The organism is Pseudomonas sp. UBA6315 (assembly GCF_002438125.1).
Classification (GTDB): Bacteria; Pseudomonadota; Gammaproteobacteria; order Pseudomonadales; family Pseudomonadaceae; genus Aquipseudomonas; species Aquipseudomonas faucium.
The window spans coordinates 19,808-33,626 of record NZ_DJTF01000028.1 but is presented as its reverse complement, the minus strand read 5'-3'; the positions used below and the strand labels follow the sequence as shown (position 1 = coordinate 33,626).

Here is a 13,819-nt window from a genome sequence, read left to right as displayed (position 1 = left end):
TGAACACAGGGAAGCAGGCCTATGAATTCTCTTTGCACACTCGCACGTGCCGTTGCACTTGCAAGCTTGGTCGCCACTGCCAGCATCAGCGTGCAGGCGGCGGATATTCCGATTGCCAGCGAAGCACTGGAAAGCCATGTCAAAACCGAGGTCACGGCCATCGACCAGGCCAACCGCCAGGTGACGGTCAAGGGGCCGCACGACAAGCCTGTGACCTTTCAGCTGACGGAGAAGGCCAAGGCCTTGCCCAACCTCAAGGTGGGCGACCAGGTCGACATCTATGTCACCCGCGCGGTGGCCTATGTGCTCAACACCGACGTTGGCGGGGCGACCAAGGCCAGCGAAGAGTCCGGCACCATTCGCGCCACCAAGGACAACCCGAACCCGGGCGGCGAGGCGTTCCGCCAGGTCAAGGTGACTTCGCAGATCAAGAAGATCGACCTGAAGACCCACGAAGTGAGCCTGCTGCCGCCTGAAGGCAAGTTGCAGGTGGTGAAGGTCGAGAACCCAGACCTGCAGGCACGCATGAAAAACCTCAAGGTTGGCCAGACCGTCGATGCGATCTATACCGAAGTGCTGAGGGTGGAAACCTCGCGCTAAGCGCGGCTATTCATCTGACGAATAAGCAGGGTGCACCGTTTCGATTTCCATTCACCCTGTCAATTCACCCATGATGCACTCATCCGTTCTTGCGATGAGTGCATCCATGTCCAACAAGACCCTCCTGCTCAGTTTTCTTCCGCTGCTCATGGCCCTGTTCGCGGGGGCCGTGTTGCCATTTCAGGCGGCTGCCAATGCCACTGTCGGCCGTGCCCTGGGGCACTGGCTGTGGGGGGCGTTCACCTCGCTGACGGTCAGCTCCCTGGTGGTGATCGCCGCGCTGCTGATCCTGCGGGTGCCCATGCCCGACCTGGGCAAGGCCCTGCAAGGCCCCTGGTGGCTGTGGATCGGTGGTGTGCTGGGCGCCTTCTACGTGGCGGCTGCCGCGGCATTGATCCCGCGCCTGGGGACCGCAGGTTTCCTGGTGCTGGTGGTGGCGGGGCAGATCATCACCCCGGTGGTGGTCGACCACTTCGGCCTGATGGGCGTGCCCAGCAAGCCGATCAACCTGGCCAGGGTGGCAGGTGTGGTGCTGATCCTGGCGGGGGTGTTCCTGGTGCAGGGTACCTGGGCGTCGAGCCCGGCAGGCAGTGGCGCAGTCGTGGCCAAGCAGCCGGAAGGCTGATTACTGCCCGGGTTGGCTACACGCCCACACGGCCTCGCGCAACCAGCGGTGGCCGGGGTCGCTGTCCTTTCGCGTGTGCCAGGCCTGTTGGTAGGCCAGGGCAGGGATGGGCAGCGGCGGGGTGAACGCGCGCAGCGTCTTGTACGGGCGCAACGGGCCGACGGCGCGCCTGGCCACGGTCAGCACCAGGTCGGTGCCGGCGAGCACCTCCACCGCCGAGCTCCAGTGTGGCAACGCCAAGGCGATGCGCCGGCGCAAGCCGCGCTCGGCCAGGGCACGTTCGATTTCGTCGTGGGCATCGGGGCGCATGGCCATCAGCACATGCGGGCGGGCCAGCCAGTCGTCCAGCGTCAGGCCGCCCTTGGCGGGCAGTACCTGGCGGTCGGCGACGCTGATGAAACTGTCCTCGAACAGGGTTTGCGCGGTAATGGCCGGCGGCAGTTCGGGGAAGATGCCCAGCGCCAGGTCGAGTTCGCCATCGAGCAGCTGCGCGAGCATGGTCTCGCGGCTGGCCTGGCTGATGGCCAGGTCGACCCCCGGCGCCACCCGGCGTAGGTGGCGCACCAGCGGCGGCAGGATGATGCGCGAGGAATAGTCGGACAACGACAGGCGAAAGCGCCGCTGCGCCAGGGCCGGGTCGAAGCGCGGGGTGGCGAGCAGGCCGTTGAGGCTGCCCAGGGCATCCTGCAGCGGCTTGGCCAGGGCCTGGGCGCGGGCGCTCAGGGCCATCTGGCCGTTCTGGCGAATCAGCAGCGGGTCGTCGAAATGCGCGCGCAGTTGTGCCAGGGCATGGCTCACCGCCGGCTGGCTGCGGTGCAGGCGCAGTGCGGCGCGGGTGACGTGCCGTTCGCTGAGCAGGGCATGCAGGGCCAGCAGCAGGTTGAGGTCGATCTTGCGCAGTTCATCCATGGGGCGAATGGCCTGGTGGCTTTGGCGAAGGTGTTATCAGCCTAACAGATATGTTGGCCCCATCGCCGGCAAGCCGGCTCCCACAGCTAGCGCACCGAACCTTGTGGGAGCCGGCTTGCCGGCGATGAGGCCAGAACAGGCACAAAAGAGACCCACGGCGCTATAATCGCCGCCCGTTTCACTGTATCCGAGCACTCCAATGGGTCTTTCCGCCACTGCCACACCCGCACCGCGCCGCCTGGGCGCACCCTTGATCGCCCTGGCCCTGCTGTTGGCCGGCGCCTGGTTCCTCAACCTCAATGCCGGTTTCAAGCAGGTCTTGCTGCTGATCGTCGGCGCCGCCCTGGGCCTGACGCTCTACCACGCCGCCTTCGGCTTCACCTCGGCCTGGCGCGTGTTCATCAATGAACGCCGCGGCGCCGGCCTGCGCGCGCAGATGGTCATGCTGACCCTGGCCGTGCTGCTGTTCTTCCCGGCACTGGCGGCAGGCAACCTGTTCGGCAACCCGGTCACCGGGCTGGTGGCGCCGGCCGGGGTGTCGGTGGTGTTCGGCGCCTTCATCTTCGGCATCGGCATGCAGCTGGGCGGCGGCTGCGCCTCGGGCACGCTGTTCACCGTCGGCGGTGGCAATGCACGGATGCTGGTGACCCTGTTGTTCTTCATCATCGGCTCGGTCACCGCCACCCACCATGCCGACTGGTGGTTCGCCCTGCCATCGTTCCCGGCCACCTCGATCGTCCAGGCCTGGGGCGTTGCGCCGGCCTTGCTGGCGAGCGTCGCGGTGTTCGCCCTGATCGCCTGGGCCACCGTGGTCCTGGAAAAGCGCCGCCATGGCGCCCTGGAAGCGCCGGCCAGCAGCGAGCATCAGGGCCTGCGCCGCTTCCTGCGCGGCCCCTGGCCCCTGCTGTGGGGCGCCATCGCCCTGGCGCTGCTCAACTACGCCACCCTGGCCCTGGCCGGGCGGCCTTGGGGCATCACCTCGGCCTTCGCGCTGTGGGGCGCCAAGGCCCTGTCCAGCTTCGGCTTGGATGTCTCCAGCTGGGTGTTCTGGCAGGCGCCAGCCAATGCCAAGGCGCTGGCCTCGCCGCTGTGGCAGGACATCACCACGGTCATGGACATCGGCATCGTGCTCGGCGCATTGCTGGCGGCAGGCCTGGCCGGGCGCTTCGCACCGAGCCTGAAGATTCCGCTGCCGTCGCTGGTCGCTGCGGTGATCGGTGGCCTGCTGCTGGGTTATGGCTCGCGCCTGGCCTATGGCTGCAATATCGGCGCGTACTTCAGTGGCATCGCCTCCGGCAGCGTGCATGGCTGGTTGTGGCTGCTGGCGGCCTATTGCGGCAACGTCATCGGCGTGCGCCTGCGCCCGCTGTTCTTTGCCGGCGAGCGCCGGCCGGTGGCACTCACCGGCTGCTGAGCAACTGCTTCACCGGGTGCAGGTATCATCTGCACCCAGCCTGATTGTTCGATTCCTGGCTGCTAATTAGCCTGAGCGGGTCTACCCACTCTCAAGGAATCGAACATGGCCACCCGTATCGTCCTCAGCGCCACCGGCGGCGCCGACGTCCTGCAGCTGCAAGCGCTGCAGGCCCAACAGCCTGGCCCCGGCCAGGTCTGGCTGGAACAGCGCGCCATCGGCGTCAACCCTCTCGACATTCTGCAGCGCAAAGGCGGCGCGCCACTGGCGTTGCCTTCGGGCCTGGGGCTGGAAGGCGCCGGGCGGGTCATCGCGGTGGGCGAGGGCGTGCTCAACGTGCAGCCAGGTGACCGGGTAGGCTACGCCACTGGCCCGGTCGGGGCTTACGCCAGCGGCCGCCTGTATCCGGCAGAGCGCTTGGTGAAGCTGCCGCAGGGGTTGAGCGAGGAAGCGGCGGCGGCGGTGCTGTTCAAAGGGATTACCGCGCAGTACCTGCTCAAGACCACCTACCCGGTCGGGCCGGGCACCCAGATTCTGCTTTATGGCGCCGCTGGCGCGCTTGGCCAGTTGCTGGCGCCGTGGGCGTGCCATCTGGGGGCGACCGTGATTGGCGTGGTTTCGCGGCCGCAAAGCGTTGCCCGGGCGCAAGCGGCGGGGTGCCAGCATGTGCTGGTATTCGACGCCGCCACCCTGGCCGGCCAGGTGCGTGAACTGACCCAGGGGCAGGGCGTCGATGTGGTGTACGACTGCGTGGGCAAGGACTCGCTGCAGGCTTCGCTCGACAGCTTGCGCCCGCGTGGGCTGCTGGTGTCGTTCGGCGGCACCTCGGGTGCGCCGGCGCCTGTCGAGGTGGCCACCCTCAATGCCAAGGGCTCGCTGTACCTGACGCGGCCTTCGCTGGCCGCGCACACCGCGACCACCGAAGAGTACCAGCAGCGCGCCTGCGATGTGCTGGCGGCGGTCACCGAGGGTATCATCCGGCCCACGGTGTGGCGCCGTTACCCATTGGCCGAGGCGGCCAGGGCCCATGGGGACCTGGAGCAAGGCCTGTCGCAAGGGGCGCTGGTGCTCACCGCCTGATTGCCGATCTCGCCACCGAGCCTTGCCATGGACGCCTTTGACAGCCGCCGCGCCGATGAACTCGCCACCTTGCTGGCCCTGCACGAGCAGGGCTCGTTTGCCGCTGCCGGGCGCCAGCTGCAGCGCCACCCCACGGTGCTGTCCAGGCGCCTCGGCGCCCTGGAGCAGCGCCTGGGCATCCGCCTGGTGGAGCGCACTACCCGGCAACTGCGCTTCACCGACGAGGGCGAGCGGCTGGTGACGCGAGTGCGCGAGGCCAACCGCCTGATCGCCGAGGCAGAGCAGGAGGCTGCCGAGGGTGCGGCGGCGGTGCGCGGGCGCATGCGCCTGGCATTGCCGGCGGCCATGGGCCGGCGCTGGCTGAGCGGTATGCTGGCCGATTTCGTGCTGGCCTACCCGCAGGTGACGGTCGAGGCCGAGTACGCAGACCGCTTCGTCGACCTGGTGGGCGAGGGCTTCGATGCCGCCATCCGCATCGGTGAACTGGCCGACAACCGCCTGGTGGCCACTCGGCTGTGCGACCACCTGCGCATTCTGTGCGCCTCGCCGCAGTATTTGGCGCGCGCGGGAGAGCCCGAATTTCCCGCACAGCTCTCGCAGCATAATTGTTTAGGTTTCAGTGGTTTACGGTCGTTTCCTGAATGGCGACTCACCCGTGGAAACGAAGGCGTGAGTGTCAAGATCAGTGGCTCGTTGCGCGCAAACGACAACGAGGCCCTGCTGGAAGCGGCGCGGCGTGGTGTAGGGATTCTTGCTGGCGGCGACTGGCTGATGGTCGAGGACATTGCCGCCGGGCGCCTGGTGCGGGTATTGCCGCAATGGCAGCTGGATGTGGCAGCGGGCATCTACCTTGTACGCCCCACGGCACGCCTGAATACGGCGGCCATGGGGGCGTTCAAGGAGTGGCTGCAAGCGCGCTTCAAAGATGGCGCGCCATGGCGGTAACTAGAATAAGTGTTAGCAAAGCCTGCTAACTAGCTGATTCAAAAGGATTTAACGTTTGGCAATTGCATGCTGAACGCACTGTTCATAGTAAGTCTGCTTGATCGCGGGCGGCTTCAGTTGCGAGCGGCTGTTGTAGGTCTGCTCGGTAATGCCGAAGGCGGTCATGCGCATCCATGGCTTGGCGAACTTGCGCGCCTGCAGCTTGTTACGCGTGGCGTACAGGGTAACCCCGGAAAGCTTGGCCTGCTGGGCCTCGGCGGCGATCTGCGAACCCCAGTTACAGACCTGGCGATCATTCTGGCTCAGCGTCCTGGCGTGGGCGCCGAAAGCGGTCGAGACCAGCATGCAGCCGGCCATCGTTGCTAGAAATACCCGCATGTTGCTGTCCTAAGCATCTGAAGATGAAAGGAGTTTGCCTCTGCTTGCGCAGGCTGGGGGCCAGTATTTTGCCGCAATCGTGGTGGCGATCCAAAAGCGAAGTGCCAGAACGGCTATCGCCTCTTTGGAGGATAGGGAAGGAAAAAACGATCGCGGAGACAGGCACAAGCCCGCCGCCCGCATCCACGGGAAGTGTTCTGGGACCAGCAGAGGGTGACCGGGGAAGCGGGGGCGACGTTGCGCCGCCCCGCGATCAAAACTAACGAAGCTTGGGGTCAGGCGGCGTGTTGGCGCTTGACCTGGGCCTTGCGCACCTGGGCGCGGCAGGCGTCGCCGAAGGCCTGGAAGATCTTGATCGAGTCAGGGTTCTTCGCGGCTTGCCATTCCGGGTGCCACTGCACCGCGAACAGGAACGGCGAGATGCTTGGCGCGTGGATCGCCTCGACCAGGCCGTCTTCGGCGTGGGCGATTGGCTCGATGCCGGCGCCGAGGTTGCGCAGGCCCTGGCCATGCAGCGAGTTCACGCGAATCTCGTCGGTGCCGAGGGTGTCACGCAGCCAGCTGCCTGGCTTGATCTTCACGCTGTGAACCTGGGCGTACTGCACCTCGACCGGGTCTTCCGGGTTTTCCCGGTGGTCGTTGAAGCCAGGCTCTGCGTAGACCTTCTGGTAGATGTCGCCACCCAGCGCCACGTTGATTTCCTGCATGCCACGGCAGATGCCGAAGATGGGCAGGCCGCGCTTGAGCGCTGCCTTGACCAGCGGGATATCGAACAGGTCGCGGTTGACGTCCTGGCCTTTGCCAGGGGTCTGGTTTTCCTGGCCGTACAGGCTCGGCTCGATGTTGCTGCCGGCACCGGTCAGGTACACGCCGTCGGCCATGTCCAGATAGGTCTCGAGGTCTTCGACGCCACAGCAGGTGGGCACCAGTACCGGGACGCAATCGGAGAACTCGACCAGCGGGGTGATGTATTTGTGGGTCATGACCTGGTAGTCATGGCCTTTGCGCTCTTGGCTGCCCATGGTCATCAGGACGACGGGTTTGCGCAGGGAGGGTTGCTTGTTGCCAATGTTGCTGTTGGACATATGTCACCTTATGGCAGGTTCGACCTACCGTTGTTGTGCAGGCGCACGGCTCAGGGCCTGGTGTGTCACCTGAAGCCCCGAGCACTGCCGGCTCGTCAGAGGCGACGATTCCGGTCGGGGCTTGGAGATAGCTTGCCAGAGCCGTTCGATATGTCAAACGGCTGAAGGGGCCGTGGGGAGGGGTTTTGCGCCGATTTCAAGGGGCTGAAACCCTTGCGAGCCTGAGGCGGCAAGGGTTTGCCAGGGGGTGAGGTCAATAATATTTAACGACGCAGTTGGTTCATTGCAGCGGTGCAATGAAGGGGGCCTTGCGGCCCCATCGCCGGCAAGCCGCCCCCCGCAAGACCTGTGGGAGCCGGCTTGCCGGCGATGAGGCCAGTGAAATCAGTGAAGAATCTGCGCCAGGAACCCTTTGGCCCGCGCCGTGCGCGGCTGGTTGAAGAATACCTCTGGCGGGCTGTCCTCGATGATCTGCCCACCTTCCAGGAACAGCACGCGCTCCGCCACCTGCCGGGCAAAGCCCATCTCGTGGGTAACGCAAAGCATGGTCATGCCCGTGCCTGCCAGCTGCACCAGCACATCCAGTACCTCGGCGACCATTTCCGGGTCCAGCGCCGAGGTCGGCTCGTCGAACAGCATGATCCGCGGCTTCATGCACAGCGCCCGGGCGATCGCCACGCGCTGCTGCTGGCCGCCGGAGAGCTGGCTGGGGTACTTGTGCGCCTGGCTCTCGATGCCGACCTTGCTCAGGTACATGCGCGCGCGTTCCTCGGCATCCTTGCGCGACAGGCCGCGCACGCTGGTGGGCGCCAGCAGGCAGTTGTCGAGCACGCTCATGTGCGGGAACAGGTTGAAATGCTGGAACACCATGCCGATCTCGCTGCGCACCTGGGCGGCCTGGCGCGTGGTGGCCGAAAGGTCGATACCGGCGACCTGGATGCTGCCCTGCTGGGCGATTTCCAGGCGGTTGATGCAGCGGATCAAGGTCGACTTGCCCGAGCCGGAAGGCCCGCACAGGACAATGCGCTCGCCTTCGCGCACCTGCAGGTCGATGTCGTGCAGCACATGGAAGGCGCCATAGTGCTTGTTCAGGCCTTCGATCCGGATCAGGACCGGGCGTGGGTCGGGTTCAGGGGCAAGGCTGGCAACGCTGAGAGGGGCGGTCATGTTGTTGTTCTCCCGCAAGGTTTCAGTCGAAACGTGCCGCGCTGTAGGGCGCAGGGTCGGTGAAAGGGCGCTCGCCGGTCAGCAATTCGGCCAGCAGGCGGCCGCTGACCGGGCCCAGGGTCAGGCCGTGGTGGGCATGGCCGAAGTTGAACCACAGGCCCTTGTGCCGCGGCGCCGGGCCGATGATCGGGCGCATGTCCGGCAGGCACGGGCGCCGGCCCAGCCAGGGCTTGTCGTCGAGGCGCTCGCCCAGGGCCGGGAACAGCTTGCGGGCCAGGGCCTCGCAGCGAGCGAGCTGGATTTCGTTGCCCGGCGCGTCGCTGGCGGCAAACTCGATCCCGGTGGTCAGGCGCACGCCGCGCGCCATGGGCGCCAGCACGTAGCCGCCCTGGGTGTCGCAGATCGAATGCTGCAGTTGCGCGCCGCCTTGGGTGGCGTAGTGCATGTGGTAGCCGCGCTTGATCCCCAGCGGGAACTGGTAGCCCAGGTGCTGGTAGAGCTCGGCCGATTGCGGGCCCAGGCAGGCCACCACTTCATCGGCGCTGATCGGCCCGCGTTGGGTGTCGACGCACCATGTGCCCTCGGCCTGGCGCAGGCTGCGCGCGTCACCGTGGAGGAACTGCCCGCCGCGCTGGGCGAACAGCGCAGCGTAGCCACGGGTGAGGGCGCCGGGGTCGCTGACGGTTTTCGGGTCCAGCCAATGGATGCCACCGACCACGGCGCTGTCGAGCTGGTGCTCGCGCCCCTGCAGCTGGCTGCGCTCGAGGATTTCGTACTGCAGGCCATAGCGGGCCAGGCCCTTGAGCTCGGCCTTGGCCTTGTCGAACAGGGCAGGGTCGCGGTACACCTCGATCCAGCCCTTGGCCCGCACCAGCCCCTGCAGGCCCGCCGCCTCGATCAGGGCGTCGTGCTCTTCCACGCAGCGCTGCACCAGCGGCAGCATGTCGGCGGCGGCGCCGGCCAGGCGCCCGGGCGCCGATTGCTGCCAGTAGCGAAGCAGCCAGGGCGCGGCCTTGGGCAGGTGGCGCAGGCTGTAGCGCACATCCGGCTGGCGGTTCAGGCCATAGCGCAGCAGGGCGCTGAACTGGCGTGGGAAGGCGTAGGGAATGACGCTGGAGCGCTCGATCAGCCCGGCGTTGCCATGGCTGGTGCCGCTGCCGGGCGCGTCGCGGTCGATGAGGATCACCTGGCGCCCGCGTGCCTGCAGGTGCAGGGCCGTGCTGACGCCAACGATGCCGGCGCCGAGGACTAGGGTCTGGCAATGCATGGATGTCATCCTTCGTTCAGTTCAGGTGGCGGCCCAGGCGGGCTTCCAGGTGTTTGAGCAGGCGCCGCACCACCTCCACGATCACCAGGTAGAGCACCGCGGCCCACAGGTAGATCTGGAAGTCGAAGCTGCGCGAGAAGGCCAGCTTGGTCACGCCCATCAGGTCGTAGATGGTCACCAGCGAGGCGATGGCGCTGGCCTTGATCATCAGGATCAGTTCGTTGCCGAGCGGGCCGATGGCCACCAGCAGCGATTGCGGCAGGATCACCTTGAAGAAGGTGGTCGAGCGCTTGAGGTTCAGCGCCCGGGCCGCTTCATGCTGCCCCGGGGCCACCGCCATCAGGCTGGCGCGGAAGATCTCGGCCTGGTAGGCGGCGGTGTTCAGGGTGAAGGCCAGCAAGGTGCAGAACCACGCATCGCGGAAAAACCACCACAGCCCCACGTCCTGCCAGAAGCCCTTGAGCGAGCCAAGGCCGTAGTACAGCAGAAACAGCTGGGCCAGCAGCGGCGAGCCGCGGAAGAAGTAGATGTAGCCGGCCGCCAGGCGCTGCAGCAGCAGGTGGCGCGACAGGCGTGCCAGGGCCAGCAGCAGGCCGAGCACGGCGCCCAGAGTGAAGGAGATCGCCACCAGCTTTGCGGTCACCAGCAAGCCATCGACGAAGCGCGGGCCGTAGCGTTCCAGCAGGTCGGGGTCCAGCACCAGGGCCAGCAGTTGTTCGGCACTCATGTGCGTGCTCCCAAGAGGTGGCGGTTGCTGCGCCGTTCGAGGTAGGCAAACACCCGCCCCGACAGCGCCGAGAACAGCAGGTAGCCCAGGCAGGCGACGCCGTAGAAGAACATCGGCTCCTTAGTCACGCTGACGGCCAGGTTGGTCTGGCGCATCAGGTCGACCAGCGAGATGGTCGACACCAGCGAGGTGTCCTTGAGCAGCGACAGCCAGTTGTTGGAGAGCCCAGGCAAGGCGATGCGGGTGAGCTGGGGCAGCACCACCTTGAAGAACGCCGTGCGCTTGCCCAGGCCCAGGGCGGCGCAGGCTTCGAGCTGGCCCTTGGGCAGGGTCTTGAAGGCGGCCAGCCAGATTTCGCTGGAGAACGCGGCGAACACCAGGCTGAAGGCGGCCATGGCGGCGAGGAAGGTGTTGATCAGGAACTCGCCCTCATAGCCCATGGCGGCCAGCAGTTTCTGCGCGGCGATCTGGCAGCCGTAGTAGATGATCAGCAGCGTCAGCAGCTCGGGCAGGCCACGGAATACGGTGGAGAAGGTGGTGGCCCAGGCGCGGGCGAGTTTTTTCTTCGAGCGCGCCGCCAGGGCCACGGCCAGGCCCAGGGGCAGGCCGATGGGCAGGCAGGCGAGGGCCAGTGACACGGTCACCAGGGCGCCGGCCAGCAGCGCCTGGCCCCAGCCACCACTGGCGAAGGACAGCAAGGACAATTGGTCGAGCATGACATTACCCCTTGGGTTGACGGGCCTGGCCCCATCGCCGGCAAGCCGGCGCCCACAAAGCGCCCGTGGGCGCCGGTTGGTCGGCGATGGGGCCGATAGTCAGTTGTAGATGTCGAAGTCGAAGTACTTGCTGGCGATCTTCTGGTAGGTGCCGTTGGCCACGATCGCGGCCAGTGCGGTATTGAGCCGCTGGCGCAGCGCCTCGTCGTCCTTGCGCACGGCAATGGCGGCGTCGGCCTTGGTCCCGGCCACATCACCCAGCACCTTGCAGCAGGCCTGGCCGTTCTTGTTCAGCCACTCGTGCAGCGGGAACTTGTCGGCGATCACCCCGTCCAGGCGGCCGGCGGCGAGGTCGGCGTTGGCTTCGTCCAGGGTCGGGTACAGCTTCACGTCGGCGCCGGCCTTGGCGTACACGTCCTCGGCGTAGATCGCCTGGGTCGAGGACGACTGGGCGCCCACGGTGTAGCCGTTGAAGGTGGTCTGGGCGTCGCTGATCTTGCTGTCCTTGGGCACGGCGACGGTCAGCGGGGTGCGGTAGTAGTGGTCGGTGAAGGCGATTTTCCTGCGCCGTTCCTCGGTGTCGATCATCGACGCCACCACGGCGTCGTACTTGCGTGCCATCAGCGCCGGGATGATGCCTTCCCAGTCCTGGGCGACGAGGGTGCATTGGACTTTCATCTGTTCGCACAGGGCGTGGGTGATGTCGATGTCGAAGCCGTGCAGCTGGTTATCGGCATCCACATAGTTGAAGGGCGGGTAGGCGCCTTCGGTGGCGAAGCGCAGGGTCTCGGCGCTGGCCGCACCCGCCAGCAGCAGGGCACACGCACCCACCATAGCCATGGTCTTGTTCATCTTGCACCTCTTGCACTCTTGCTATTGTTGTTTGCCCGCCGTATAGCCGACGAACTCGTTATGTAGAGCGGCAGTCGCTTCCAAGCGTTTTTCAACATCAGGCCCGAGTTTCTTGCAGACCTCGTTGACCATCAGGTGCACCCACGACAGCATCGCCGAGGTGGATTCCCAGAACAGATTGAACTCGGTGGGGATGCGAAACACCTCGTCGGCGTTGGCATCGGCCCAGTCGCAGAAGGTGTCGGTCACCAGCGTGACCGGGATGCCTGCCTGGCGCGCCTTCTGGCACAGCATCAGGGCATGGCGGGAATAGCGGCGCGCCTCGAACACCACCAGGGCGCTGTTTTCCGGGCGGCCCAGCAGCACTTCGCCGAAATGCCCGGCGCTGCCATCGACCACCTGCACGCCGTCGCGCAGGTAGTGCAGCAGGTGCGCCATGCACTGGGCGACGCCGCGCTCGGTCTGAAAGCCGGCGACGAACACCCGCGGCCGCTCGGCCAGGCGCTGGGCGGCGCGGTGCCAGGGCGCGCTGCGGCTGTACTCGTGCACCCGCACCAGGGCGGCGATTTCCAGCTCCAGGCTGCCGGCGCTGGCGCTGTCGTCGCGCTGTTGGCGGTATTCCTGCAGGCGGTCGCCGACCAGCCACGGGCCGTCACCCAGGTCGTTCTGCAGGTCTTGCTTGAGGGCCTTGAGATGGGCATAACCGAGGGAGCGGCAGAAGCGCCCGACACTGGACTCGCTGACGCCGAGCTTGGCGGCGATGCTGGCCGAGGTCTGGAAGGGCAGTTCGTGGAGGTTGGCGAGCATGTAGCTGGCGATCTTGCGGCCTGAGGCGGCGGCCCCTTGCAGGCTGTTTTCCAGGCGTTGCTTGATCGGTTGGTTCATGCTGCCACTCCAGAGGTGTGAAACAGAAAATGGATGTTTTCTGTCATCAAGTCAATATTTGACAGATAGCTGTCACTTGCTGGAAAGTTTTTGTCGTTGCCAACGCTGTTGCCATTCCAATTCCAATAAGGAGCTTCAGATGTCCGCACCTTCCAACAGCCCCATCGTGCGCGTGCCGTTCAGCCAATTGCAGGGGCTGCTGCAAACGATTTTGCAGCGCCACGGCTGCAGCGAAAGCGTGGCCGGCGTGCTGGCCCACAACTGCACCAGCGCCCAGCGCGACGGTGCCCACAGCCATGGCGTGTTCCGCATTCCAGGCTACGTCTCGACCTTGGCCAGCGGCTGGGTGAACGGCCAGGCCTTGGCGCAGGTCACCGACGTGGCGCCGGCGTATGTGCGCGTCGATGCCGGCGGCGGCTTTGCCCAGCCAGCCCTGGCCGCCGCCCGTGGCCTGCTGGTGGAGAAGGCCCGCACCGCTGGCATTGCCGTGCTGGCGATCCACAATTCGCACCATTTCGCCGCGTTGTGGCCCGATGTCGAGCCATTCGCCGATGAAGGCCTGGTGGCCTTGAGCGTGGTCAACAGCATGACCTGCGTGGTGCCGCACGGGGCGCGCAAGCCGTTGTTCGGCACCAACCCGATCGCCTTCGCCGCGCCCTGCGCCGGGCATGACCCGATCGTCTTCGACATGGCCACCAGCGCCATGGCCCATGGCGATGTGCAAATTGCCGCGCGTGCCGGGCAGCAGCTGCCGCAAGGGATGGGCGTGGACGCCAGTGGCCAGCCGACCACCGACCCCAAGGCCATCCTCGAAGGGGGCGCGTTGCTGCCGTTCGGCGGGCACAAGGGCTCGGCGCTGTCGATGATGGTCGAGCTGCTGGCGGCGGCGCTGACCGGCGGGCATTTCTCCTGGGAGTTCGACTGGTCGGGGCACCCGGGGGCGAAGACGCCCTGGACCGGGCAGTTGATCATCGTCATCGACCCGAGCAAGGCCGAAGGCGAGCGGTTTGCCTTGCGCAGCCGTGAGCTGGTCGAACAGATGCAGGCGGTGGGGTTGTCGCGGATGCCGGGTGAGCGGCGTTATCGGGAGCGGGAAATCGCCGAGCGCGAAGGGGTGGCGGTGACCGAGCAAGAGTTGCAGGAGCTTGAGGCGTTGGCAGGCTGAACCC

15 protein-coding genes are annotated in these 13,819 nt (G+C 66.3%); 6 read left to right on the top strand and 9 right to left on the bottom strand.

The genetic code is table 11. From position 1 onward, the window contains the following. Positions 1–21 precede the first annotated feature (21 nt). Together B3E94_RS03075 and B3E94_RS03070 are read left to right on the top strand one after the other, a co-directional pair. Positions 22–600 carry a hypothetical protein gene (locus tag B3E94_RS03075; protein WP_176516443.1) on the top strand — a complete coding sequence of 193 codons (579 nt, stop codon included), beginning with the start codon at positions 22–24 and terminating at the stop codon, positions 598–600. Between the two features lie 106 nt (positions 601–706). Continuing rightward, positions 707–1,225 carry a DMT family transporter gene (locus B3E94_RS03070; RefSeq protein WP_286912276.1) on the top strand — a complete coding sequence of 173 codons (519 nt, stop codon included), beginning with the start codon at positions 707–709 and terminating at the stop codon, positions 1,223–1,225. Here B3E94_RS03070 and B3E94_RS03065 read toward each other — a convergent pair whose 3' ends face one another. Then, positions 1,226–2,134, bottom strand: coding sequence for a LysR family transcriptional regulator (locus tag B3E94_RS03065; protein WP_286912274.1), 909 nt, complete (start codon positions 2,132–2,134; stop codon positions 1,226–1,228). It abuts the gene before it with no gap. Positions 2,135–2,333: 199 nt separating this feature from the next. Here B3E94_RS03065 and B3E94_RS03060 point away from each other — a divergent pair, with 199 nt between their 5' ends. The 3 genes from B3E94_RS03060 (at position 2,334) to B3E94_RS03050 (ending at position 5,573) form a co-directional block, all read left to right on the top strand. Next, complete coding sequence (locus B3E94_RS03060; RefSeq protein WP_286912273.1) at positions 2,334–3,548, top strand: YeeE/YedE family protein; 1,215 nt, start codon at positions 2,334–2,336, stop codon at positions 3,546–3,548. A gap of 105 nt (positions 3,549–3,653) precedes the next feature. After that, positions 3,654–4,628 carry a quinone oxidoreductase family protein gene (locus B3E94_RS03055; protein WP_286912272.1) on the top strand — a complete coding sequence of 325 codons (975 nt, stop codon included), beginning with the start codon at positions 3,654–3,656 and terminating at the stop codon, positions 4,626–4,628. A 27-nt stretch (positions 4,629–4,655) separates the two neighbouring features. Further along, positions 4,656–5,573 carry a LysR family transcriptional regulator gene (locus B3E94_RS03050; protein WP_286912271.1) on the top strand — a complete coding sequence of 306 codons (918 nt, stop codon included), beginning with the start codon at positions 4,656–4,658 and terminating at the stop codon, positions 5,571–5,573. Between the two features lie 48 nt (positions 5,574–5,621). Here B3E94_RS03050 and B3E94_RS03045 read toward each other — a convergent pair whose 3' ends face one another. The 8 genes from B3E94_RS03045 to B3E94_RS03010 form a co-directional block, all read right to left on the bottom strand. After that, entirely contained in the window at positions 5,622–5,951 is a 330-nt protein-coding gene (locus tag B3E94_RS03045; protein WP_236193318.1) for a hypothetical protein, read from the bottom strand. A 275-nt stretch (positions 5,952–6,226) separates the two neighbouring features. Then, entirely contained in the window at positions 6,227–7,036 is an 810-nt protein-coding gene (locus B3E94_RS03040) for a gamma-glutamyl-gamma-aminobutyrate hydrolase family protein (RefSeq protein WP_176517981.1), read from the bottom strand. Between the two features lie 384 nt (positions 7,037–7,420). After that, positions 7,421–8,203 (bottom strand): amino acid ABC transporter ATP-binding protein, encoded by a 783-nt coding sequence (locus B3E94_RS03035; protein ID WP_176510781.1) that lies wholly within the window; start codon positions 8,201–8,203, stop codon positions 7,421–7,423. A gap of 22 nt (positions 8,204–8,225) precedes the next feature. Further along, positions 8,226–9,470: an NAD(P)/FAD-dependent oxidoreductase gene (locus B3E94_RS03030; RefSeq protein ID WP_286912269.1), complete on the bottom strand. Its 1,245-nt coding sequence runs from the start codon at positions 9,468–9,470 to the stop codon at positions 8,226–8,228. Positions 9,471–9,486: 16 nt separating this feature from the next. Beyond that, positions 9,487–10,197, bottom strand: coding sequence for an ABC transporter permease (locus B3E94_RS03025; protein ID WP_286912268.1), 711 nt, complete (start codon positions 10,195–10,197; stop codon positions 9,487–9,489). Then, positions 10,194–10,913, bottom strand: a complete 720-nt coding sequence (locus B3E94_RS03020) for an ABC transporter permease (RefSeq protein ID WP_236235739.1) — start codon at positions 10,911–10,913, stop codon at positions 10,194–10,196. The genes B3E94_RS03025 and B3E94_RS03020 overlap by 4 nt, the downstream gene beginning before the upstream one ends. Positions 10,914–11,012: 99 nt before the next feature. After that, on the bottom strand, positions 11,013–11,765 hold the full coding sequence (locus B3E94_RS03015) for a transporter substrate-binding domain-containing protein (RefSeq protein WP_236235738.1): 753 nt from the start codon (positions 11,763–11,765) through the stop codon (positions 11,013–11,015). A gap of 21 nt (positions 11,766–11,786) precedes the next feature. Continuing rightward, positions 11,787–12,650 carry a MurR/RpiR family transcriptional regulator gene (locus tag B3E94_RS03010; RefSeq protein WP_286912267.1) on the bottom strand — a complete coding sequence of 288 codons (864 nt, stop codon included), beginning with the start codon at positions 12,648–12,650 and terminating at the stop codon, positions 11,787–11,789. Between the two features lie 139 nt (positions 12,651–12,789). Between B3E94_RS03010 and B3E94_RS03005 the strand changes: the two genes are divergently transcribed. After that, positions 12,790–13,815, top strand: coding sequence for an Ldh family oxidoreductase (locus B3E94_RS03005; RefSeq protein WP_286912266.1), 1,026 nt, complete (start codon positions 12,790–12,792; stop codon positions 13,813–13,815). The last annotated feature ends 4 nt before the right edge of the window (positions 13,816–13,819 follow it).